We start from the raw sequence: 21,844 nt of genomic DNA on the forward strand, positions 1-21,844 counted from the left end.
CGCACATCCGACAGGGAGTAGCGGTCATGCAGCGTTTTCGTGGTTGGGTTCTCGGAATGTCCCTTGCAGCGAGTGCAGTTCAGGCGCAAACCCCCGCGCCAGACGATCCGCTGTTGGAAAACGGTGTGGCCGCCCAGGCTGTCGCCAGCGGCAGCGAGGCCCGCGGCGTGCTGCGCGCCCGCGATCAGGCGGTGCTGGCCAGCGAGCTGTCCGGGCGCATCGTCGAGCTGCCGTTCAGCGAGGGCGAGTCGTTCAAGAAGGGCGACACCCTGGCGCGATTCGACTGTTCGGCCTACCAGGCCCAGCTCAATGCGGCGCAGGCCGCCAGCCGCGGCGCCGGCGAGGAGCTGGCGCACAACCGGCAACTGGCGGCGCTCAATTCCGTCGGGCGGTTCGAGGTGGCGCGGGCCGAGGCCAAGGTCAGCGAGACCCAGGCGCAATCCCAGGTGTACCAGGTGCAGGTCAAGCGTTGCAGCGTGATCGCGCCGTTCGACGGGCAAGTGGTCGAGCGCAAGGTGCAGCGCTACGAAAGCGTGCCGGCGGGGGCGCCGCTGCTGGATGTGGTCGACAACCGCACCCTGGAGATCCACCTGCTGGTGCCGTCGCGCTGGATGGACAGACTCAAGCCTGGCCAGACCTTCAGCTTCGTCCCCGATGAGACCGGCAAGCCGATCGATGCCACGGTCAAGCGCCTCGGTGCGCGGATCGATGAAGGCAGCCAGACCCTGCTGCTGGTGGCCACGCTGCCGAACGCCACCGGCCTGCTCGCCGGCATGAGCGGCACCGCGCGTTTTGCGGAGCTCAATTGAACGCCCCGGCGGGGGGCGGCGCGGAGCAGGTGTTCGCCCGGTTCCTTGACCTCGAACGGCAGATCCGTGCGGCCCGCGATGTTCCTCAACTGGCCTACAGCCTGGTCAATGACGGGCAGTCGCTGTTCGGCTACCGCCACGCGACCCTGTTGATCGCCGGCAAGGTGCAGGCCGTGACCGGGGTCAGTGCGGTGGAGCCGAACGCGCCGTTCGTGGCGTTCGTCGAGCAGGCGGTGGCCCAGCTGTTCAAGCAGGATGTGCTGAAGCAGGCGCGGGTGATCGCGCCGCAAATGGTCAGCAAACCGGTGCGGGCCGACTGGCAGGGCCTGTCGGCGCTGCAGGTGTTCTGGCTGCCGCTCATCGACCGCCAGGGCGAAGTGTTCGGCGGTTTGTGGCTGGCCCGGGATGTGCCGTGGAACCCCTCCGAACAAGTCCTGCTGTCGCAGTTGGGCGACACCTGCAGCCATGCCTGGCTGGCCTTGCAGCCGCGCAAGCCGTGGCGGTTGCGCTGGACGCGCAAGTGCCAGGCGGCGCTGGCGGCGGTGGTGCTGCTCGGCCTGTTGGTGCCGGTGCGCCAGTCGGTGCTGGCGCCGGCCGAAGTGGTGCCGCTGGGTGGCCGGGTGGTCGCCGCGCCGCTGGACGGGGTGATCGCCGAATTCCGGGTCAAGCCCAATCAAAGCGTGAAGGCCGGCGACCTGCTGCTGCGCTTCGACAGCACGACCCTCAAGGCCCAGGCCGACGTCGCCGAGCGTGCATTGGGCGTCGCTGAAGCCGAACTCAAATCCAATTCCCAGCGCTCGTTCGCCGATGCCGAATCCAGCTCCCGGGTGGATCTGCTGGCTGCCCGGGTCGAGCAGAAGCGCGCCGAGCGCGATTACGCCCGCGAACTGCTCAACCGCAGCGAAGTGCGCGCCGAACGCGACGGCATCGCCGTGTTCGCCGACGCCGAACGCTGGACCGGCAAACCGGTGCAGACCGGCGAACGGCTGATGGAAATCGCCGACCCGAGCCAGGCCGAATTGCGCATCGAACTGGCGGTGGGCGACGCCATCGCGCTGGAGCCCGGCGCGCAGATTTCGCTGTTTCTCGACAGCGACCCGCTGCAACGCCATCTCGCGACCCTCGAACGCTCGGCCTACGAGGCGCAGCCCACCGCCGGCGGCCAACTGGCCTATCGGCTGGATGCCGGCTTCACCGAGGCGCCGCCGCGCATCGGCTTGCGCGGCACGGCGAAGATTTTCGGCGACCGTGCGCCGCTGGCGCTGTACCTGCTGCGCCGGCCGCTGGCGGGCCTGCGCCAGAGCGTGGGCCTGTAAATGATCCTGCCGAGCCTGCGCGCCGACCTGCAACTGTCGCCCGCGGCGCCGGCCCTGGACGGTTCGCCGCGCTGGACACTGGCGGATCCGGTGAGCGGTCGCTACTTCAAGCTCGGCGCAGCGGCCATGCGCCTGTTGCGTCACTGGGCGCTGGGCGACGCCGAGCAAGTGCTGCGGGCGGCCAACCGTGAGCCGGGCCTGGCCCTGGACGGCGCCGAGCTTGAGCAGTTGCTGGCGTTCCTGCGCAGCCACGACCTGATCAGCGCCCTCGACGACCAGCAGCGCGCCAGCTATCGGCTCAAGGCGTTGGCGCGGCGCCAGAGCCTGTGGCAGATCCTGCTCCACCAATACCTGTTTTTCCGCATTCCCCTGTGGCGTCCGGATGCGTTCCTCAACCGCGCCTGGCCGTGGCTTGCGCGTTTCGGCCCCAGGCTTCTGCGCTATGGCTTGCCGGCGACGCTGGGGCTCGGGGTGTTTCTGGTGTCGCGGGACTGGCAGCGTTTCGTCGGAACGTTCCCGCACCTGTTCAGCCTCGGCGGGGCGATCGCGTTCGGCGTGTCGCTGTTCTTCGCCAAGCTCTGCCACGAGTTCGGCCATGCGTTCATGGCCAAGCGCGCCGGCTGCCGGGTGCAGAGCATGGGCGTGGCGTTCATGGTGCTGCTGCCGATGTTCTACACCGACGTCAGCGATGCCTGGCGGGTCAACGACCGGCGCGCCCGGCTGCTGATCGGCGCCGGCGGGGTGCTGGCGGAGCTGCTGCTGGCCTGCCTGGCGTTGCTGGCCTGGTCGCTGTTGCCCGACGGGCCGGGCCGCACGGCGGCGTTCATGCTGGCCAGCGCGACGTGGATCACCACGCTGGTGGTCAACCTCAACCCGTTCATGCGCTTTGACGGCTACTTTCTGCTCAGCGATCTGTGGGAGGTCGACAACCTGCAGGGCCGGGCGTTTGCCCTGTGCCGCTGGCGCCTGCGCGAGTTTCTGTTCGGTTACGGCGCCCCGGCGCCGGAGCCTTGGTCGCCGGCGGTGCAGCGGCGTTTGCTGATCTGGGGGTACGGTTCGTGGCTATGGCGCGCGGCGTTGTTTTTCGGGATCGCGCTGGCGGTCTATCACCTGTTCTTCAAGGTGTTGGGGATCTTCCTGATGCTGGTGGAACTGGTGTGGTTCATCTTCCTGCCGATCATGCGTGAGTGGCGCCAGTGGTGGAGCCGCCGCGAACAGGCCCATGCCCCCCGGGTGCTGCTCAGCGGCCTGGCGCTGCTCGGGCTGTTGCTGCTGCTGACCGTGCCGTGGCGCAGCGCCGTGGAACTGCCGGTGATGCTGGAGGGCGGCCGCGCCAGTGCCTTGCATGCGCCGGTGGCCGCGCGGGTCAAGACGGTGAACGTGCGGGACGGGCAGCAGGTGGCCCAGGGCGATGTGCTGATCGAACTGGAGTCGCCGGACCTGGATTCGCGCCAGGCCATCGTGCGCAAGGAGATCCAGATCCAGCAGTTGCTGATGCGCCGTCAGGCCGGGCGCAGCGAAACCGCCGCCGATGCCGGCATCGTCGAGCAGCGGCTGGCCGAGGCCGTGGCGGATTACCGCGGCTTGAGCGCCCAGCGCGAGCGCCTGCTGCTGCGCGCGCCCCATGCCGGCACCGTGCGCGACCTGCTGCCGAACCTTGTGCCCGGCCGCTGGCTGTCCACCAGGGACGCGTTGGCCCGGGTGGTCGAGGACGGCACGCGCCTGCGCGGCTATCTGGCGGAGGCCGAGCTGTGGCGGGTCAAGCCCGGCGCCACCGGCCGGTTCATCGCCGACGATCCGATGCACCCGGCCCTCGCCGTGCGGCTGGATGACATCGACACCAACGGCGTGGCCTACGTCGACCAGGAGGCGCTGACCTCCGATCACCACGGGCCGATCGCCGTGCGCCGCGACCCGCAGCAGCGGGCCGAGCCGGTGCAGGCGCAGTACGGCGCGCGCCTGGAGGCGTTGGATCGGCTGCCGGCACCGGCGCAGCCGCTGCGCGGCGTGGTGGTGCTGCAGGGCAGCGGCGAGTCGCTGCTGGGGGTGGCCTGGCGCCGGCTGGCGGCGCTGGGCGTCAGGGAAAGCGGTTTCTAGGAGGGCATGACGATGGCGGACAACACGAATGTCGCGGCGGACGGTCTGGTGGTGCGGCCTTCGCGGCCCACCGACGGGCCGTTCCTGCACAGCCTTTACCAGTCGGCGCGGCCGGACCTGCAATGGATCGACGGCGAGCAGGAGTTCGTCCAGCAGATCGTCGGCCAGCAGTTCCGGGCGCAGGAACAGGGCATGGGCGAACACTACCCCAACGCCATGCACTACGTGGTCGAGAAACTCGGCACGGCCATCGGCTCGTTGAGCACCGACTTCGGCGCCAACGAAATCCGCGTGCTGTACCTGGCCTTCATCCCCCAGGCCCGCGGCCAGGGCTACGGCCGCGCCGTGCTGCAAGGGGTGCAGAAGGCCGCGCAGCAGATCCGCTGCCCGGTGGCGACGGTGGTGTGGGCGAACAACCCCCATGCGCGCCAGCACTACCTGGCGCTCGGGTTCTCCGTGGAGGAGCGCTCGCCGACGGCGGAGCGGCTGGTGTGGTATCCCCAGGGCTGAAACTGCTCCTGCAACGGGCGTCAGTTGAAGGAAATGCAGAAATAGCCCAGTTGCGGATCCCGCCCCATCGGCGGCACCCGCGACACGAAGATGTCGTCCACCCGGCCGAGTTCCGGCAGCTCCAGGGCGCACAGGCCGTCGACGAAGCCGGTGGGCTCCAGGCTGTCGAACTCCAGGCTGAACGGCATGCGTTCGCTGTGGCGCAGTTTGGCCGAGGGGATTTCCTCGTAGTGCCGGATGTGGATCGCCAGGGTCGATCCGTCGGGCAGGTGCAGGGTGCCGGTCTGCCCCAGCAGGGCCTGGAAATGGCGGTTCTGGACCGATTGCAGCATGGTTGGGCTCCGGTGACGGGAAAGCGGCCGGGGGCTTGCGCCCCCGGCGCCCTTTCAGTTGCGCGACGGGAAGATGCCGTTCAGGGCGACGCTGAAGTTCACCACCAGGAACGGGTTCATCACGCCCATCGGCTGGCTGCCGCCCGCTGGGGAGATGTCCCCGGTGACGGTGGTGGTCAGGCCTTTGAGCGGCACCGGCGTGGCGCCTTGCGCGTCGGAGTAGATGTTGGCCGAGCCCGGGCCGCCGCCGGAGGCGCCGAGGTAGGCGTTGGTGGCGGTCGGCGTGGTGGCCGGGTTGCTGGCGGGCACGGCCAGCTGCAGGGCGCTGTTGGCCGTCAGCCCGGTCATCGCGTGGGTGTGGTTGGGCATGTTGGCGATGGTGGCGGTGACGCTTTCGACGCCGGCCACCTCGCCGATGGTGCGCGGCGTGAGGCCCAGCCCGTTGCCTTGCGACATGGGCATGCGCCCCTGCAGGTTGGGCAGCGCGAAGTTGGTCTGGCCGTTGCCGCCGTAATAGGTGCCGAGCAAGGCGAACAAGGCGTTGTACTGTGCGATCGAAAGAATCTGTCCGTTGCACCAGGCCCAGTCACGTGGAGCGAACTGGAAGGCGAACGGCTGAATCGTACCCATAAATACTTCCATGGTTCCTCATCCTTCTGTTGTGTGGTCGGCGCGCCGCGCATCGGCCCTTGTCGCCGGGCAGGTCAGGATGATCCGCCGGTTCCTTCCCGTTGCGCGGGCAGGTCACGCCAAGCCGTAGCGTAGACCCGGATCGGCGGACCTGCCGGATGTCGTCGCGATTGCGCATGGGGGGGGGCGCTGGCCTACAGTGAGCGTTCCGGGGGACAGGTTTTCAGTGGCAAGCACAAGGGGAGGGCGATGGAAGCGCGTCGTGAAACACCGTTCGGGGACGCTCAGGAGCCGTTCGCCGCTCCGGGTGCGCACCTGCGGCGGCTGCTGCGCTGGGTGCGCCGCAACGGCCTGATACCGATCTTGCTGTTGGCGGCGGTGGTGCGGTTCTACGGCCTGACGGCATCGGCGATCTGGGGCGACGAAGGGTCAAGCGTGCTGCTGGCGCGGTATCCGTTGGCCGAGATCTGGCGCCATGCCGCTTTCGATGTGCATCCGCCGCTGTACTTCATGCTGCTGCACGGTTGGATCGGGCTGTTCGGCGACGGGGTCTTTGCGATCCGTTGCTTCAGTGCGCTGGCGGGGGTCGCCACGGTCGGGCTGGGCATGTGGCTGGTGGACCGGCTGGCCACCCGCCGCGCTGCCGTCATGGCCGGCGTGCTGCTGGCGCTGCTGCCGACGGCGGTGGGCTACAGCCAGGATGTGCGCATGTATGCGATGCTCGGGCTGTTGCTGACCGCCGCCACGCTGGCGTTGGCGTATTGGGTCCGGCAACCGCGGCGCAAACGTTATCTGGTGTTTTACGCGCTGCTGATGGGCGCCGCGCTCTATACCCACTATTTCGCCGTACTGGCGGCGCTCAGCCATTGGTCCTACCTGGGACTGATCCGCCTGCTCCCCGGTTTTCGCCTGCGGCACATCCAGCGGCGGGACTGGTGGCTGGCCAATCTGGGCATCGCCGTGCTCTTTCTGCCATGGTTGCCCAATCTGCTCGATCTGCTGCGGCACATGGAGGATCTCAAGGTCGGCGGCGATGTGGGATGGGAAGATCCGGTCACGTTCGCCTCCCTGCCGTCGATGATCTGGACGTGGATGATCCTGGACGACGGCATGCAACTGCCGTTGCTTGTGTTCGGTGCCCTGCCGCTGGCGCTGCTGGGGCTGGCGGGGGTCGCCGTCGTCCGTGACCGCAGCGTGAGCCACGCCAGTGTGCTGCTCGCGCTCTACACGGGCCTGCCGCTGTTCCTGGTGTTTGCGGTGTCGTTCGTCACCCCGATGTTCATCGACCGCTACTTGACGGCCTATGCGTTGGGCCTGCCGATGTTGGCGGCAATGGCCGTCGACCGTCTGTACGCCCGTTTGCGGGTACTGGCGTTGGCGGTGCTGGCTTCACTGATCGGCGTGGAACTGATAGGCCTGGACAACAATGCCTCGGTCGACCGCAATGACCAGTTCAATGTCCTGGTCGATTACGTCAACCGGCATTTCGCCCCCGGCGACCGGATCGTCACCAGCGACATGCTCTGGTATTTGAGCTACGTGTACTACGACCGCACCGGCGCCCAGGTGCGGCTGTTCACTCCGCCCGCCGCCGACGGCCGGTCGACCCGCCCGAACGAGTACGGCTTCGGCACCCTGGTGAGCGCCGACGTGTACCTGGATCGCCTCACCGACCTGCCCGAGCGCAGTCAGCGGGTGTGGCTGGTCGGATCGCTGGATGAACCGCCCGAGTTCGACCCGTTGCCCGAAGGATGGCAGAAAACGGACGATATGCAGGCCAGCGGCGCCTACGCTCGCCTGTATCGGCGGCCAAGTGCCGATAAACCGGGGGGATGAGCGCTTAAACGATTCACCGGCCCGGTCATTCGCCAAAAGGATGGCCAAGGTCGATTTAGCTTCGATTTGATATCAAAACACCACTAGTCGAAAGGTTATTGATGGGCTACGCTCTGTCCGACAAAAGGACTTAACCATTTGGTGAAGGGATGCAGCAGTTCCACTTTATCTCCGGCTTGCCGCGATCAGGTTCGACCCTTCTTTCTGCGATCCTGCTGCAGAACCCGCGCTTTCATGCCGGCATGACCAGCCCGGTGGGCGCGCTGTTCTCAGGGGTCCTGGAACAATGCAGCGCCGGCAGCGAGTTCGGCGCGGTGATCGACACCGACATGCGCCGCCGCCTGCTGCGCGGCCTGTTCCAGTCCTACTACGCCGACAAGGCCGACAAACCGGTGGTGTTCGACACCAACCGCCAGTGGAGCGCCCGCCTGCCGGCGATCAACGACCTGTTCCCCAATGCCAAAGTGATCGCCTGCGTGCGCAACGTCGCCTGGGTGATGGACAGCCTGGAGCGGCTGTACCGCGCCAATCCCTTCGAGAACACCAAGCTGTTCGGCGACGCCGGCGAGCGCAACACCGTCTACAGCCGCTGCGAGACCCTGGCACAGCGCAACCGCCTGGTGGGCTTCGCCTGGGCGGCGCTCAAGGAAGCCTATTACGGCGAGCACGCCGATTCCTTGCTGATCATCGACTACGACCTGCTGACCCAGGCCCCGGAGCGGGTGCTGCGGCTGGTCTACGAGTTCATCGGCGAGCCGTGGTTCGAACACGATTTCGAGCATCTGGCCTACGACGCGCCCGAGTTCGACCAAGCCCTGGGCGTGTCCGGCCTGCACAAGGTCAAGCCCAGGGTCGCCCTGCAGTCCCGGCGCACCATCCTGCCGCCGGACCTGTTCAAGCAATACGCCGATCTGTCCTTTTGGCTCGATGGCTCAGCCAGCGCCGCCAATGTCATTCGTATGAAGTCCGACGCCGCGATCAGTTGATCGCGGCGTTTTTCATTGATGCGTCACAACTGTTCGAGTCCGGGTGAGCAACATGTGGTGGAGCAAGAAACACGCGCGGGTAACCGAGGGTGCACGGACGCTGGCCGCGCCGATGATCATGTCGCTGGAGCCGCGCATGCTGTTCGACGGCGCCGTGGCGGCGACCGTCGCCGACACCGCCGCCCAGGCTGACAGCCACCCCGCCGCCGACGCCGCCAAGGCGCCGGCCGCCGACCACCCGGTCGCCAGCAAGGACACCCACGGCCAGGCCGATGCCGCGCCCGCCGCCAGCCCCGTCGCGGTGCCCGGCCAGAGCGTGGTGTTCGTCGATTCCCGGGTCAAGGACGCCGACAGCCTGCTCCAGGGCGTCGCCCCCGGCACCCAGGTGGTGAAGCTCGACGCGGGCAAGGACGGCCTGCAGCAGATCGCCGACTACCTCGACCAGCACCATGGCGTGAGCTCGGTGCAGATCATCGCCCACGGCAACGCCGGCGACCTGTGGCTGGGCAACAGCTACCTGTCGGCGGACAACGTCGCCCAACGCAGCGCGGTGCTGGCGCAAATCGGCAAGGACATGAACGCCGGCGGCGACATCCTGATCTACGGCTGCTACACCGCCGAGGGCGACCGCGGCCTGAGCTTCGTCGATTCCCTGGCGCAGCTGACCGGGCGCGACGTGGCGGCGTCGAGCAACCGCACCGGCGTGGGCGGCGACTGGGACCTGGAAATCGCCACCGGCACCATCGAAAGCGCCAACGTGCTGTCGGCCAAGTCGATGAGCGAGTACCAGTGGGGCCTGGCCACCTGGACCGCGACCAACAACCTCGACACCGGCGTCGGCTCGCTGCGGGCGGCGCTGGTCTCGGCGCAGAACGGCGACATCGTCACGTTCAGCTCCGGCATGACCGTGCAGCTCACCTCCGAGCTGCTGATCAACAAGAACATCACCGTCGACGGCGACCTGAACAACGACGGCGTGGCCGACGTGACGCTCGACGGCCAGTACAAGACGCGGGTGGTGGAAATCGCCTCCGGCAGCACGGTGACGCTGGACGGCCTGGTGATCACCCGCGGGCTGGTGTCGGGCAACGGCGGCAACGGCGGCTACGGCGCGGCCGGCGCCATGGGCGGCGGGATCTTCAACGCCGGCATCCTGACCCTCAGCAACGTTTCGGTCACCAGCAACGCGGCGGCCGGCGGCGGTGGCGGCGGCGGTGTCACGGGCGCGTTCTACGGCGGCGGCGGGGGCGGCGGCGGCGGCATCGGCGGCCAGGGCGGCGGCCATGGCGGCACCGCAGGCCCCGGCGTCGGTACGCTGGGCGGCGGGGCCGCAACCGCCGGCGTCGGCGGCTACGGCGGCGGCTACGACGCGGTCAAGATGGGCGGCCGTGGCGGCGGCACCACCGGCGGCACCGGCGGCCTGGGCGTGTCCAACTACAGCAACGGCGGCAACGGCGGCACGGCGAGCAACGGCACCATTTCCATCGGCGGCGGCGGTGGCGGGGCCGGCTGGGACAAGGTCGGCGGGGCCGGCGGCAACGCGGCCGGCGGTATCTACAACGCGGCCAGCGGCACCCTGAAGATCGTCGGCACGTCCGTCATCAGCAACAACATCGGTGCGGGCGGCGGCGGGGGCGGCGGCGGCGGCCAGGGCAGCAACGCCAGCAACGGCGGGATCGCCGGGCGCGGCGTCGGCGCCATCTGGAACCAAGGCGGCACGGTGCTGATCACCGCCGCCAACTTCGCCGCCATCAGCGGCAACGCCGCCGGCAGCGGCGCGGGCGGCACGGCCCAGGGCGGCGGCTCGACGGGCGCGTCGCCGACGGCTTTCGCGGCGATCTTCAACAACGGCGGTACCCTCAACACCGCGTACGTGGAACCGCCGACCGCCACCATCGTGGTGTCCGACACCGCGCTGAAGATCGGTGAGACCTCGCTGGTGACCATCACCTTCAGCCGGGCGGTGACCGGTTTCACCAACGCCGACCTGACCATCGCCAACGGCACCCTGAGCGCGGTGAGCAGCGCCGACGGCGGCATCACCTGGACGGCGACGTTCACCCCGACCAACGGCATCACCGACACCACCAACCTGATCGTCCTGGACAACACCGGGGTGACGGCGGTCTCCGACGGCGCGGCGGGCGTCGGCACCACCTCGTCGAACAACTACGCCATCGACACCCAGCGGCCGACCGCGACCATCGTGCTGGCCGATTCGGCCCTGAAGGTCGGCGAAACCTCGCAGGTGACCATCACCTTCAGCGAAGCCGTGAGCGGCTTCACCAACGCCGACCTGACGATCCCCAACGGCACCCTGAGCGCGGTGAGCAGCAGCGATGGCGGCATCACCTGGACGGCGACGTTCACGCCGACCGCGAGCATCACCGACACCACCAACCTGATCACCCTGGACAACACCGGCGTCGTCGACCTGTCGGGCAACGCCGGCAGCGGCACCACCGACTCGGCCAACTTCACCATCGACACCCAGCGCCCGACCGCGACCATCGTCGTGACGGACACGAGCCTGGCGGCCGGCGAGACCTCGCTGGTGACCATCACCTTCAGCGAAGCGGTGACCGGCTTCACCACCGCCGACCTGACCGTGGCCAACGGCACGCTGTCGGGCCTGAGCAGCAGCGACGGCGGCATCACCTGGACGGCCACCCTGACGCCGAACGCCAACATCACCGACACCACCAACCTGGTCACCCTGGACAACACCGGCATCGCCGACCTGGCCGGCAACGCCGGCAGCGGCACCACCAACTCCAACAACTACGCCATCGACACGGCGCGCCCGACCGCCACCATCGTGGTGGCCGACACTGCGCTGAAGATCGGCGAGACCTCGCTGGTGACCATCACCTTCAGCGAGGCGGTGACCGGCTTCACCAACGCCGACCTGACCATCGCCAACGGCACCCTGAGCGCGGTGAGCAGCAGCGACGGCGGCATCACCTGGACGGCGACCTTCACGCCGACCGCCAACATCACCGACGCCACCAACGTCATCACCCTGGACAACACCGGGGTCACCGACGCGGCGGGCAACGCCGGCATCGGCACCACCGACTCGAACAACTACGCCGTCGACACCCAGCGCCCGACCGCCACTGTCGTGGTCGCGAACCCCACCCTGGCCGTCGGCCAGACCTCGCTGGTGACCATCACCTTCAGCGAGGCGGTGACCGGCTTCACCAACGCCGACCTCACCATCGCCAACGGCACCCTGAGCGCGGTGAGCAGCAGCGACGGCGGCATCACCTGGACGGCGACCTTCACGCCGACCGCCAACGTCACCGACGCCACCAACCTGATCACCCTGGACAACACCGGGGTCGCGGACACGTCGGGCAACGCCGGCAGCGGCACCACCGATTCGAACAACTACGCCATCGACACCCAGCGGCCGACGGCGACCATCGTCATGGCCGACAGCAACCTCGCCGCCGGCGAGACCTCGCTGGTGACCATCACGTTCAGCGAAGCCGTCACCGGCTTCACCAACGCCGACCTGACCATCCCCAACGGCACGTTGAGCGCGGTGAGCAGCAGCGACGGCGGCATCACCTGGACGGCGACCTTCACCCCGAGCACGGGCATCAACGACGCCACCAACGTGATCACCCTGGCCAACACCGGCATCGCCGACCTGGCCGGCAACGCCGGCAGCGGCACCACCAACTCGGGCAACTTCACGATCAACACGCAGGTGCCGACGGCCACCATCGTGGTCGCCAACACCAGCCTGGGGGTCGGCGGCACCTCGCTGGTGACCATCACGTTCAGCGAAGCGGTCACCGGGTTCACCAACGCCGACCTGACCGTCGCCAACGGCACCCTGAGCGCGGTGAGCAGCGCCGACGGCGGCGTCACCTGGACGGCGACGTTCACCCCGACCGCGAACATCACCGACACCAGCAACCTGATCACCCTGGACAATTCCGGGGTGCAGAACGGCGTCGGCAACGCCGGCAGCGGCACCACCGACTCGAACAACTACGCCATCGACACCCAGCGCCCGACCGCCACCATCGTGGTGGCCGACACGGCGCTCGGCGTCGGCCAGACCACCACGGTGACCATCACCTTCAGCGAAGCGGTGACCGGGTTCAGCCTCGCCGACCTGACCGCGGAAAACGGCACGCTCAGCGGCCTGACCACCTCGGACAACATCACCTGGACGGCGACCTTCACCCCGGCGGCGGGCATCACCGACACCACCAACCTGATCACCCTGGACAACACCGGCGTCGCCGACCTGACGGGCAACGCCGGCAGCGGCAGCACCGACTCGAACAACTACGCGGTCGACAGCCAGCGCCCGACCGCGACCATCGTCATGGCCGACACCGACCTGCGCCCGGGCGAGACCACCACGGTGACCATCACCTTCAGCGAGGCGGTGACCGGGTTCGACAACAGCGACCTCAGCATCCCCAACGGCACCCTGAGCAACGTCACCTCGAGCGACGGCGGCATCACCTGGACGGCGACCTTCACGCCGGCCCTGGGCGTGACCGACAACACCAACCTCATCGTCCTCAACAACGCCGGCTACACCGACGTGGCGGGCAACGCCGGCCTCGGCACCACCAGCTCGGCCAACTTCACGGTGAACACCCTGGTGCCGACCGCGACCATCGTCGTCGCCGACACCGCCCTCAAGGCCGGTGAAACGTCCCTGGTGACCATCACCTTCAACGAGGCGGTGAGCGGCTTCGACAACAGCGACCTGACCCTCGCCAACGGCACGTTGAGCAACGTCAGCAGCAGCGACGGCGGCATCACCTGGACGGCGACGTTCACCCCGACCGCCAACATCACCGACACCACCAACCTGATCACCCTGAACAACGCCGGGGTGACCAACGCCTCGGGCAACAGCGGGGTGGGCACCACCGACTCCAACAACTTCGCCATCGACACCGCGTTGCCGACCGCCACCATCACGGTCGCCGACAACCGCCTGGGCATCGGCGAGACCACCACCGTGACCATCACCTTCAGCGAGGCGGTGAGCGGTTTCGACCTGTCGGACATCAGCGTCGCCAACGGCGTGCTGTCGAACCTGAGCAGCAGCGACGGCGGCGTGACCTGGACCGCCACGCTGACGCCGACCGCCGGCATCAACGACGCGACCAACCTGATCGTGCTCGACACCGCCGGCGTGCAGGACGCGGCCGGCAACCTCGGCGCAAGCATCGCCCTCTCCAACAACTACATCCTCGACGCGACCCGGCCGACGGTGAACATCGTGGTGGCCAACCCGCACCTGGGCATCGGCCAGACCACCACCGTGACCTTCACCTTCAGCGAGGCGGTGAGCAACTTCGACCTGTCGGACCTCAGCGTCACCAACGGCGACCTGAGCAACCTGAGCAGCAGCGACGGCGGCAAGACCTGGACGGCGACCTTCACGCCGACCGCGAACGTCACCGACCCGAGCAACTTCATCGCCCTCGACACCAGCAACGTCACGGACCTTGCGGGCAACGCCGGCAGCACCGTGGCGGTGTCGAACAACTACGCCCTCGACGCCGAACGGCCCACCGCGACGGTAGTGGTGGCCAACCCGAGCCTGGGCATCGGCCAGACCTCCCAGGTGACCATCACCTTCAACGAGGCGGTCAGCGGCTTCGACCTGGCGGACATCAGCGTCGCCAACGGCACCCTGTCCAACCTGAGCAGCAGCGACGGCGGCAAGACCTGGACCGCGACCCTGACGCCGAACGCCAACGTCAACAGCGCCAGCAACGCGATCAGCGTCAACGCCGCCGGGGTCAGCGACCTGTCCGGCAACAGCGGCAGCGGGGTCAGCCAGTCCGGCAACTACGTGATCAACACCGTGCCGCCGGCGCCGACGTCGCCGACCGTGGTGGTGACCCCGGATCCGGAGTTCCGCAGCAGCGACCCGGTGACCGTAGCGCCGCCGCCTTACGTGCCGCTGCAACCGATCGTGTTCGCCCCGCCCACCGGCAACCTCGGCTCGCCGCTGACCTTCTCGCCGCTGTTCGAGCAACGGGTGATCGGCGACGGCATCCGTCCGCTCGGCGACATCTTCATCAACCGCGGTGCGCTGAGCCCCAGCTTCATCGCCCAGGTGTTCGGCGACAGCACCTACGGCGACGGGACCGGCCACGGTTTCCTCGGTTTCGGCGGGGGCGACGGCGGGGTGTTCGGCAGCAGTACCTTCGCCGGCCTGTTCAATCAGGCCAGCGATGCCGAGCGTGAGGCGATCAACGCCTTCGACGGCCATTCGGTCAAGGGCGGCGACATTTCCCAGGGCCTGCGCGGCGTGTTCGGCGCGCCGACCCTGGGCCAGCAACTGCAGGAGTTCAAGGACAGCGAGCAGCACCGGGTCGACAGCCTGGCGGCGGCGCTCAAGCAGATCGGCGTCAGCGAAACGCCGGCCGCATAAAAACAACACACCATTTGTTGGACCCAAGGGGCGATCCAGGGATGAAGAAGAGTCAGAAGTTGTTCGGCGCCAGCCTGCTGGCGCTTGCGATCAGCGGATGTGCGGTCACCAGCGAGCCGATCGAGCGCAGTGTCAGCGAGCAGCGGGCCAGGAGCGATCTGCAGAACATGTACAAGGGCCAGGAGCCGCTGCACGGTCCGCTGACCCTGCACCAGGCCATGGCCCGCGCGGTGAAGTACAACCTCGAAGGCCGGCTCAAGGTCATGGAGGAGGCGCTGGCCAAGCGGCAGCTCGACCTCGCCAGCTTCGACATGCTGCCGCGCATGGCGCTGGACGCCGGCTACGTGGGGCGCAACAACGTCAGCGCCTCCAGCAGCCAGAGCGTGCGCACCGGCACCCAGTCCCTGGAACCGTCGACCTCCCAGGACCGCGACCGCGACGTCGCCGACCTGACCATGGTCTGGAACGTCCTCGACTTCGGCGTCAGCTACATCAGTGCCAAGCAGCAGGGCGACCAGCGCCTGATCGTTCAGGAGCGCCGGCGCAAGGTGATCAACACCATCGTCCAGGACGTGCGCTCGGCCTATTGGCGGGCAATGGCCGCCGAACGCCTGCTCAAGCAGATCGATGCCTTGATGGCCCGGGTCGACGCCGCCCGGCGCAACAGCCAGAGCATGAGCGACCAGCGCATCGGCGACCCGGTGCAGGCCCTCGGCTACCAGCGTTCGCTGATCGAGGCGACCCGCCAGCTGGAAGAGCAGCGCCGTGCGCTGTCGCTGGCCAAGACCGAACTGGCGACCCTGATCAACCTGCCGATGGGCTCCGAGCTGACCCTGGCCACCGACGACGGCTACCAGATCCCGGAACTCAAGGTCGACCTGGCCAAGCTGGAACAGGAAGCCCTGACCAACCGTCCGGAACTGCGCGAGCAGGACTACCAGACCCGCATCAGCGCCGCCGAGACCCGCAAGGCCATGCTGCGCATGCTGCCGGGGCTGGAGTTCTCCGCCGGCGGGCATTACGACAGCAACTCGTTCCTCGTCGAACAGGGCTGGGCCGACTACGGCGTGAAAGTCACCTGGAACCTGTTCAACGTGATCTCCGCCCCGGCGGCCATCGACGTGGCCAAGGCCGGTGAAGAAGTCGCTGCCGCCCGTCGCCAGGCGATGTCGGTGGCGGTGCTGGCCCAGCTGTACGTGGCCAACGCCAACTATCAGGAGGCGCTGCGCCAGTTCAAGACCAGCCAGCAACTGTCGGAGATCGACGGCCAGATCGTCGGTCAGCTGCGCAACCGTCACCAGGCCGCCGGCCTCGGTGAGCTGGATCTGATCCAGGGCGAGCTGAACAACCTGCAGGCCGACCTGCGCCGGGACCTGTCCTATGCCGACCTGCGCAACGCCTACGGCCAGATCTTCGCCAGCGCCGGTCTCGACCCGCTGCCGGACCAGGTGCAGTCGACCGAGGTGCAGTCGATCGCCACCGCGCTGGCCAACCGCGAAGCGGCGTGGGCGTCGGGCGACATCTCGGTGCCGGTGGCCCATGCCCCAGCGCAGTGACGTGCTGGCGCCGGTCGCCAGCATCAGCCGTGCGCAACGGGAGGCCCGCAACGGCCACCGCGGCGCGGCCATCTTGCTGACCGGCCTGCCGGCGGCGGGCAAGTCCACCCTGGCCCAGGCGCTGCACGCCGACCTGTTCGGGCGCGGCCTGCACAGCGTGGTGCTCGACGGCGACGGCTTGCGCACCGGGCTCAACCGGGATCTGGGTTTTGCCGACGCCGACCGGCTGGAGAACATCCGCCGCGCCAGCGAGCTGGCGGCCTTGCTGGTGGAGAACGGGCAGATCGTGATCCTGGCGATGATCGCGCCGCTGGCGGAGCTGCGCGACGTGTTCGTCCGCCGGTTGGGCGACGATTACCGCGAAGTCTGGTGCAGCGCGTCGCTGGCGATCTGCGAGCAACGCGACCCGAAAGGGCATTACGCCCGGGCGCGGCGCGGCGAACTGACGGGCTTCACCGGCGTCTCGGCGCCTTACGAGCCGCCGGCGCAGGCGTCGCTGGTGCTCGACACCGGCGCGCTGCCGGTCGCGGCCTGCCTGGACCGTCTGCTGACCTGGCTCGCAGAGTCGGCGGTGGTGCCCAAGGCATGAGCCGGCCGGCGTTCTCCCGGCTGCCGGTGGCGGTGGATCTGCCGTTGCTGCTGCAGGCGCTGGCGGCGATTGACGAGGGCGCCTGGCGGGGGCATTTCAACACCGCGTACTTTGCCGGCGACTGGAGCGGCGTGGCGCTGATTTCCCCCTCGGACGCGCTGACCGAGCTGTCGCCCGGCTACGCCGAGCCTGTGCAACGGGCCCCTTGGCTCAACGATCGCCGCTGGCGCCAGGCGCTGCGTGAGCTGCCGCTGGAGATCGTGAGCGCCCGGTTGCTGCGGCTGGGGCCGGGCGGGCGGATTCACGAGCACCGCGACTACGACCTCGAAGGGGCCGATGCGGATCTGCGCCTGCACATTCCGCTGCTCAGCCCGCCCGCCGTGGATTTTTGGCTGGACGGCCAACGCATGCCGATGCAGGCCGGGGAGTGCTGGTTCCTCGACCTCTCGCGACCTCACCGGGTCGACAACCGCGACAGCGCTGCGCGGATCCATCTGGTGCTCGATTGCCGGCCAGGCCCCTGGCTGAACCGCATGATCGGCGAAGGTCTGCCGAGCACGCCGTCCCCCGGCGCCGAAGACACGGCCCTGCAGCGTTTCCGGCGTCTGGTGGCCGATGACCCGGCGCTCTGCGCGAGATTGCAGGCGTTGGCCGATCCCGAACAGTTCATCGACTGCACCGTGGCATTGGCCGCCGAACACGGCTTGTCGCTTTCGCCGCAGGAGCTGCGCGCCGCGATGCGCAACGGCCGCCGGACATGGAGCGGGCAATGGCGGGCATGAATCTCGACGGCTGGCTGCCGATCCGCATCTGGAACGAGGCCGGGCATTGGCAGGTGGACTGGTGCTGGTTCGGCGATGCGCCGTTGCGCCAGCCGTTTTTCCGCGATGCGGTGGACGATGCGTTGCGGCTGCCGTTCAACCAGGCCTTGCGCCGGCAGACGCCGCTGTCGGCGCTGACGGACTGGCAGGCGGACAGCCCCGGCCTTGCGCCGAGCGCGTTCGTCCTGCATGCCTCGCGTTGCGGTTCGACCTTGATCAGCCAGATGCTGGCCCGGCTCGATGATCACATCGTCGTGTCCGAACCGCCGCCGCTCGACGCCCTGCTGCGCAGCGACCTGCCGGCGCCTGAACGCCGGGCGGCCATCGCCGGGTTGCTGTCGGCCTACGGCCAGCGGCGGCGCGGCAGCGAACAGCGGCTGGTGATCAAGCTCGATGCGTGGAACATCGGTGAATGGCCGCTGCTGCGCGAGTGCTTTGCGCAGGTGCCGTGGCTGTTCGTCTACCGCGACCCGCTGGAGATCGCCGTTTCCCACCTGCGCCGGCCCGGCATGCACATGGTGCCGGGGATGCTCGGCGACTGCGTGCTGGACGACGGCCTGCCGTTCGAGGGCCGCGAAGACTTCATCGCCCGGCGCCTGGGGCGCCTGCTGGAAGCCGGGTGGGTGCACTGCCGCGATTCCGGCGGGCTGGCGGTGAACTACAGCGAGTTGCCCGAAGCGATGGGCGGGCGCCTGGCGACGTTGTTCGGCCTGAATGCCGAACAGTGCCGGCGGGCGCTGACGGCGACCTTGCAGCACGCGAAACAGCCGTCGCAGGTGTTCGTCGCGGATGGCGAAGGCAAGCGCCGCGAGGCGTCGGCGCCGTTGCGCGCGAGGGTGGAGCATTACGCCAGGGCGCCTTACCGGGCGCTGGAGGCGCTGCGGCTGGACACCGCCTGCGGCGAGGTCAAGGCGTCTTTGCCGGGTCGGTCATCCCTTTGAGCAGCTCGATCGGCAGCGGAAAGACGATCGTCGAGCTCTTGTCCCCGGCGATCGAACTCAAGGTCTGCATGTAGCGCAATTGCATGGCGCCCGATTGGCGGCCGAGCATCTCGGCGGCCTGCATGAGCTTTTCCGAGGCCTGCAGTTCGCCTTCGGCGTGGATCACCTTGGCCCGGCGCTCCCGTTCCGCCTCGGCCTGCTTGGCGATGGCGCGCACCATCGACTCGTTGAGGTCGACGTGCTTGATCTCGACGTTGGCGACCTTGATGCCCCAGGCGTCGGTCTGGGCGTCCAGCACCTGCTGGATGTCGATGTTCAGCCGCTCCCGTTCGGCCAGCAGTTCGTCCAGCTCATGCTTGCCGAGCACCGCGCGCAGGGTGGTCTGGGCCAGTTGGCTGGTGGCCATGAGGAAGTCTTCGACCTGGATGATCGCCTTCTGCGGGTCGAGCACGCGGAAGTACAGCACCGCGTTGACCTTCACCGACACGTTGTCGCGGGTGATCACGTCCTGGGGCGGCACGTCGAGGACGATGGTGCGCAGGTTCACCCGCACCATCTGCTGCACCACGGGAATCAGCAGGATCAGCCCCGGCCCCTTGACCTGCCAGAAGCGCCCGAGCTGGAACACCACGCCCCGTTCGTATTCGCGCAGGATGCGGAACGTCGAGCCGGCCAGGGCAATGAGCAACAGCAGCAGCGCGACAAAACCGATTTGCAGACCCATGATCACTCTCCGAGCGGTGCCGCGTCAGCCGCGGCCACTTGCAGCAACAGGCCCCTGCGGCCCACCACCCGCACCGGTTGCCCGGTGCGCAGCGGCGTGGGGCTGAGCACCTGCCAGCGTTCTCCCTGCAATTGCACCCAGCCGCTGCGGCCATCGCCCGGCTCCACGACAGTGACCGCGGTCACGCTGCCGAGCAGGCCGGCGTCGCCGCTGACCGGTTGGCGCGGCCGGGTCTTCAGGGCCCGCCAGAGCAGCGCGGCCAGCAGCACCGCGCTGACCAGGCCCAGGCCGATCATCATCGGCACCGGCGGTTCGGCGTTGCCCAGGATCAGCGCGCCGATCACGAACATGACGATGCCGCCCAGCCCGATCACGCCGTAGTTGGGCAGCGCGGCTTCGGCGATCAGAAACGCGATGCCCAGGGTGATCAGCCACAGGCCCACCGGGTTGACCGCCGGCAACGGGACATCCGCCGCCAAGGCCGATCCGCTCAGCAGCATCAACAGGGCAAGCGCACAGCAACGGGTGTTCACGTGGCCCTCCGGGAAAGTCAGGGGCTCCTCCTACAGTTTAGTTGAGCCTCGGCCTGGATGATTTCTGATCAATCCGGGCACGCCGCCAGTGGGCGGAATTCCCGGCGCGGACGCCTCGCCGGACTAGACTTTGGGGACGGCAACAGCATTCATGACCGTCCGCCGCGCAACTCCGGCGGGCACCGAGGTGCATCATGCGTATGGCAAGAAAGGTGCAGAGCAGCCTGAAACGGGCGCAATGCGAATACGACATCGTCGCCCATCCGCACTCCTCCAGCAGCCTGGAAACGGCGCGGGTCGCCGGGGTGCCGGCGGAGCGGGTGGCCAAATCGGTGATCCTCGACGATCGCCACGGGCACTACCTGATGGCCGTGCTGCCCGCCAGCCATCATCTGGACTTGAGCAAAATGCCGGACAGCGGGGAATGGCAGATCACCCGCGAAAGCAACCTGGCGCACCTGTTCGACGACTGCGAGCGCGGCGCGGTGCCGCCGCTGGGCGACGCCTACGGGCTCGACATGGTGATCGACCCGCTGCTGACCCGGCAGAAAGACATCTACCTGGAAGCCGGCAACCACAACAACCTGCTGCACATGAGCCTGCCCGAGTACCTCAAGGCGGTGCCCCATGCACAGGTGCGGGAATTGAGCGATTAGTCCCCGCCCTGCTGTGCACGCCAAAGAACCTGCGGGAGCGGGCCTGACCGCGATGACGGCGGCAGGCGGGCTCCCGCAGTCTTTCTCTTGTCCGCGATTTTTAAAGGAGCCAGACATGGAAAACCCCACCCACAGCCTTTCAGCGTTGTTCAAGCAGCTCGGCCTGGCCAGCGATCCGGCCGGCATCGACCAGTTCATCGCCACCCATTCCCCGCTCAAGCCGGAACTGCACCTGGCCGATGCGTTTTTCTGGAACGAGGCGCAGAAGGCCTTTCTGCGGGACGAGATTCTGGATGACGCGGATTGGGCGGAGGTGGTGGATCAGTTGGATGTGATGTTGAGAAAGGGGCGCGCTGGCTGACCGGGTGCATGCCGTGAGTGGCAGGTGTCGGGCTGACTTGTTGGTGGTGCATTTTTAGACCAGAATTACGACCTCATTTGAGGTCTTTTATTATGCAAAGTGTATTGGCCGACATGGCCGTCAGCGTTTCTGAACTGAAGAGAAACCCTTCCGCGGTGCTTAGCGGCGCGCACGGGGGGGCCGTTGCTGTCCTCAATCATAATCGGGTCATGGGTTACATGGTGCCGGCTGATGTCTACGAGGCTTTGATGGAGCGGCTCGATGATCTTGAGTTGGCGGAAATCGTCCGCTCCCGCAGCCACGAAACCCCTATACCGGTAAGCCTGGATGACCTATAAGCTCGAATTCCTGCCGTCTGCGCAAAAAGAATGGAACAAGCTGGGTCATACGCTACGCGATCAATTCAAAAAGAAACTGGGTGAGCGTCTTGAGCGACCGCGCATTCCGGCGGACGCGCTGCATGGAATGCCTGACTGCTTCAAGATCAAACTCAGGGCCTCCGGTTACCGACTGGTCTATCAGGTGATCGATGAGCGGATCGTGGTGTCGGTCGTCGCGGTGGGTAAGCGTGAGCGCAGTGACGTCTACGAAAACGCGAAAAAGCGTTGATCTGAGGCCTGACCAGTAATTTGTTTCAAAACTTGACTGAAATTCCCCGCCAATGCCATATTGATAGTTAGCAAACTAACAGTATGTGCCTCGCCCGTGTCCGACAACCTC

19 protein-coding genes are annotated in these 21,844 nt (G+C 67.8%); 15 read left to right on the forward strand and 4 right to left on the reverse strand.

The window, feature by feature from the left end; translation table 11 throughout:
• Window positions 1–26 precede the first annotated feature (26 nt).
• From ACIP0B_RS02525 to ACIP0B_RS02540, 4 genes are read left to right on the forward strand one after another with little or no spacing between them, the layout of a single operon-like run.
• Complete coding sequence (locus ACIP0B_RS02525) at window positions 27–809, forward strand: efflux RND transporter periplasmic adaptor subunit (protein ID WP_400829562.1); 783 nt, start codon at window positions 27–29, stop codon at window positions 807–809.
• Window positions 806–2,125 (forward strand): efflux RND transporter periplasmic adaptor subunit, encoded by a 1,320-nt coding sequence (locus ACIP0B_RS02530; RefSeq protein ID WP_400829563.1) that lies wholly within the window; start codon window positions 806–808, stop codon window positions 2,123–2,125. The genes ACIP0B_RS02525 and ACIP0B_RS02530 overlap by 4 nt, the downstream gene beginning before the upstream one ends.
• Window positions 2,126–4,222: a biotin/lipoyl-binding protein gene (locus ACIP0B_RS02535; RefSeq protein ID WP_400829565.1), complete on the forward strand. Its 2,097-nt coding sequence runs from the start codon at window positions 2,126–2,128 to the stop codon at window positions 4,220–4,222.
• A 12-nt stretch (window positions 4,223–4,234) separates the two neighbouring features.
• Window positions 4,235–4,732 (forward strand): GNAT family N-acetyltransferase, encoded by a 498-nt coding sequence (locus ACIP0B_RS02540; RefSeq protein ID WP_400829567.1) that lies wholly within the window; start codon window positions 4,235–4,237, stop codon window positions 4,730–4,732.
• A 20-nt stretch (window positions 4,733–4,752) separates the two neighbouring features.
• Here the strand turns inward: ACIP0B_RS02540 and ACIP0B_RS02545 are convergent, their stop codons facing one another.
• Window positions 4,753–5,064, reverse strand: a complete 312-nt coding sequence (locus ACIP0B_RS02545) for a DUF6916 family protein (RefSeq protein WP_400829568.1) — start codon at window positions 5,062–5,064, stop codon at window positions 4,753–4,755.
• A 54-nt stretch (window positions 5,065–5,118) separates the two neighbouring features.
• Window positions 5,119–5,706, reverse strand: a complete 588-nt coding sequence (locus ACIP0B_RS02550) for a phage tail protein (RefSeq protein WP_085582151.1) — start codon at window positions 5,704–5,706, stop codon at window positions 5,119–5,121.
• 237 nt (window positions 5,707–5,943) lie between these two features.
• On the opposite strand from ACIP0B_RS02550, the gene ACIP0B_RS02555 reads away from it, so the two are divergent.
• From ACIP0B_RS02555 to ACIP0B_RS02585, 7 genes are all read left to right on the forward strand, one after another.
• Window positions 5,944–7,530: a glycosyltransferase family 39 protein gene (locus ACIP0B_RS02555; protein WP_400829570.1), complete on the forward strand. Its 1,587-nt coding sequence runs from the start codon at window positions 5,944–5,946 to the stop codon at window positions 7,528–7,530.
• A 149-nt stretch (window positions 7,531–7,679) separates the two neighbouring features.
• Window positions 7,680–8,516, forward strand: coding sequence for a sulfotransferase family protein (locus ACIP0B_RS02560; RefSeq protein WP_400829571.1), 837 nt, complete (start codon window positions 7,680–7,682; stop codon window positions 8,514–8,516).
• A gap of 52 nt (window positions 8,517–8,568) precedes the next feature.
• Window positions 8,569–14,943: an Ig-like domain-containing protein gene (locus tag ACIP0B_RS02565; RefSeq protein ID WP_400829658.1), complete on the forward strand. Its 6,375-nt coding sequence runs from the start codon at window positions 8,569–8,571 to the stop codon at window positions 14,941–14,943.
• 41 nt (window positions 14,944–14,984) lie between these two features.
• Entirely contained in the window at window positions 14,985–16,499 is a 1,515-nt protein-coding gene (locus tag ACIP0B_RS02570; protein WP_400829573.1) for a TolC family protein, read from the forward strand.
• Window positions 16,483–17,088 carry an adenylyl-sulfate kinase gene (gene cysC, locus ACIP0B_RS02575; protein WP_400829574.1) on the forward strand — a complete coding sequence of 202 codons (606 nt, stop codon included), beginning with the start codon at window positions 16,483–16,485 and terminating at the stop codon, window positions 17,086–17,088. The genes ACIP0B_RS02570 and cysC overlap by 17 nt, the downstream gene beginning before the upstream one ends.
• On the forward strand, window positions 17,085–17,870 hold the full coding sequence (locus ACIP0B_RS02580) for an aspartyl/asparaginyl beta-hydroxylase domain-containing protein (protein ID WP_400829576.1): 786 nt from the start codon (window positions 17,085–17,087) through the stop codon (window positions 17,868–17,870). The genes cysC and ACIP0B_RS02580 overlap by 4 nt, the downstream gene beginning before the upstream one ends.
• Complete coding sequence (locus ACIP0B_RS02585; protein WP_400829577.1) at window positions 17,858–18,850, forward strand: sulfotransferase family protein; 993 nt, start codon at window positions 17,858–17,860, stop codon at window positions 18,848–18,850. The genes ACIP0B_RS02580 and ACIP0B_RS02585 overlap by 13 nt, the downstream gene beginning before the upstream one ends.
• Here ACIP0B_RS02585 and ACIP0B_RS02590 read toward each other — a convergent pair.
• Both ACIP0B_RS02590 and ACIP0B_RS02595 read right to left on the reverse strand, forming a co-directional pair.
• Window positions 18,816–19,574 carry a slipin family protein gene (locus ACIP0B_RS02590; protein WP_400829578.1) on the reverse strand — a complete coding sequence of 253 codons (759 nt, stop codon included), beginning with the start codon at window positions 19,572–19,574 and terminating at the stop codon, window positions 18,816–18,818. The genes ACIP0B_RS02585 and ACIP0B_RS02590 overlap by 35 nt on opposite strands.
• 2 nt (window positions 19,575–19,576) lie before the next feature.
• Window positions 19,577–20,107 (reverse strand): NfeD family protein, encoded by a 531-nt coding sequence (locus ACIP0B_RS02595; protein WP_400829579.1) that lies wholly within the window; start codon window positions 20,105–20,107, stop codon window positions 19,577–19,579.
• Between the two features lie 194 nt (window positions 20,108–20,301).
• Between ACIP0B_RS02595 and ACIP0B_RS02600 the strand changes: the two genes are divergently transcribed.
• The 4 genes from ACIP0B_RS02600 to ACIP0B_RS02615 all read left to right on the forward strand — a co-directional run bounded on the left by ACIP0B_RS02600 (window position 20,302) and on the right by ACIP0B_RS02615 (window position 21,733).
• Window positions 20,302–20,763 carry an aminoacyl-tRNA deacylase gene (locus ACIP0B_RS02600; RefSeq protein ID WP_400829581.1) on the forward strand — a complete coding sequence of 154 codons (462 nt, stop codon included), beginning with the start codon at window positions 20,302–20,304 and terminating at the stop codon, window positions 20,761–20,763.
• A 115-nt stretch (window positions 20,764–20,878) separates the two neighbouring features.
• A complete protein-coding gene (locus tag ACIP0B_RS02605) occupies window positions 20,879–21,124 on the forward strand; it encodes a DUF2789 domain-containing protein (protein ID WP_085631829.1) in 246 nt (81 codons plus the stop codon).
• A gap of 92 nt (window positions 21,125–21,216) precedes the next feature.
• Window positions 21,217–21,462: a type II toxin-antitoxin system Phd/YefM family antitoxin gene (locus ACIP0B_RS02610; RefSeq protein WP_400829582.1), complete on the forward strand. Its 246-nt coding sequence runs from the start codon at window positions 21,217–21,219 to the stop codon at window positions 21,460–21,462.
• Entirely contained in the window at window positions 21,452–21,733 is a 282-nt protein-coding gene (locus ACIP0B_RS02615; RefSeq protein ID WP_400829583.1) for a type II toxin-antitoxin system RelE/ParE family toxin, read from the forward strand. The genes ACIP0B_RS02610 and ACIP0B_RS02615 overlap by 11 nt, the downstream gene beginning before the upstream one ends.
• The last annotated feature ends 111 nt before the right edge of the window (window positions 21,734–21,844 follow it).

The sequence above is a fragment of the Pseudomonas sp. NPDC089534 genome (genome assembly GCF_044749305.1).
Taxonomy (GTDB): domain Bacteria; phylum Pseudomonadota; class Gammaproteobacteria; order Pseudomonadales; family Pseudomonadaceae; genus Aquipseudomonas; species Aquipseudomonas ekonensis.

Coding starts and splice junctions, on each gene's coding strand:
- ACIP0B_RS02610 (WP_400829582.1), top strand. CDS start 21,217: ATGCAAAGTGTATTGGCCGACATGGCCGTCAGCGTTTCTGAACTGAAG.
- ACIP0B_RS02580 (WP_400829576.1), top strand. CDS start 17,085: ATGAGCCGGCCGGCGTTCTCCCGGCTGCCGGTGGCGGTGGATCTGCCG.
- ACIP0B_RS02615 (WP_400829583.1), top strand. CDS start 21,452: ATGACCTATAAGCTCGAATTCCTGCCGTCTGCGCAAAAAGAATGGAAC.
- ACIP0B_RS02525 (WP_400829562.1), top strand. CDS start 27: ATGCAGCGTTTTCGTGGTTGGGTTCTCGGAATGTCCCTTGCAGCGAGT.
- ACIP0B_RS02555 (WP_400829570.1), top strand. CDS start 5,944: ATGGAAGCGCGTCGTGAAACACCGTTCGGGGACGCTCAGGAGCCGTTC.
- ACIP0B_RS02590 (WP_400829578.1), bottom strand. CDS start 19,574: ATGGGTCTGCAAATCGGTTTTGTCGCGCTGCTGCTGTTGCTCATTGCC.
- ACIP0B_RS02535 (WP_400829565.1), top strand. CDS start 2,126: ATGATCCTGCCGAGCCTGCGCGCCGACCTGCAACTGTCGCCCGCGGCG.
- ACIP0B_RS02565 (WP_400829658.1), top strand. CDS start 8,569: ATGTGGTGGAGCAAGAAACACGCGCGGGTAACCGAGGGTGCACGGACG.
- ACIP0B_RS02560 (WP_400829571.1), top strand. CDS start 7,680: ATGCAGCAGTTCCACTTTATCTCCGGCTTGCCGCGATCAGGTTCGACC.
- ACIP0B_RS02545 (WP_400829568.1), bottom strand. CDS start 5,064: ATGCTGCAATCGGTCCAGAACCGCCATTTCCAGGCCCTGCTGGGGCAG.
- ACIP0B_RS02600 (WP_400829581.1), top strand. CDS start 20,302: ATGCGTATGGCAAGAAAGGTGCAGAGCAGCCTGAAACGGGCGCAATGC.
- ACIP0B_RS02605 (WP_085631829.1), top strand. CDS start 20,879: ATGGAAAACCCCACCCACAGCCTTTCAGCGTTGTTCAAGCAGCTCGGC.
- cysC (WP_400829574.1), top strand. CDS start 16,483: ATGCCCCAGCGCAGTGACGTGCTGGCGCCGGTCGCCAGCATCAGCCGT.
- ACIP0B_RS02585 (WP_400829577.1), top strand. CDS start 17,858: ATGGCGGGCATGAATCTCGACGGCTGGCTGCCGATCCGCATCTGGAAC.
- ACIP0B_RS02550 (WP_085582151.1), bottom strand. CDS start 5,706: ATGGAAGTATTTATGGGTACGATTCAGCCGTTCGCCTTCCAGTTCGCT.
- ACIP0B_RS02540 (WP_400829567.1), top strand. CDS start 4,235: ATGGCGGACAACACGAATGTCGCGGCGGACGGTCTGGTGGTGCGGCCT.
- ACIP0B_RS02570 (WP_400829573.1), top strand. CDS start 14,985: ATGAAGAAGAGTCAGAAGTTGTTCGGCGCCAGCCTGCTGGCGCTTGCG.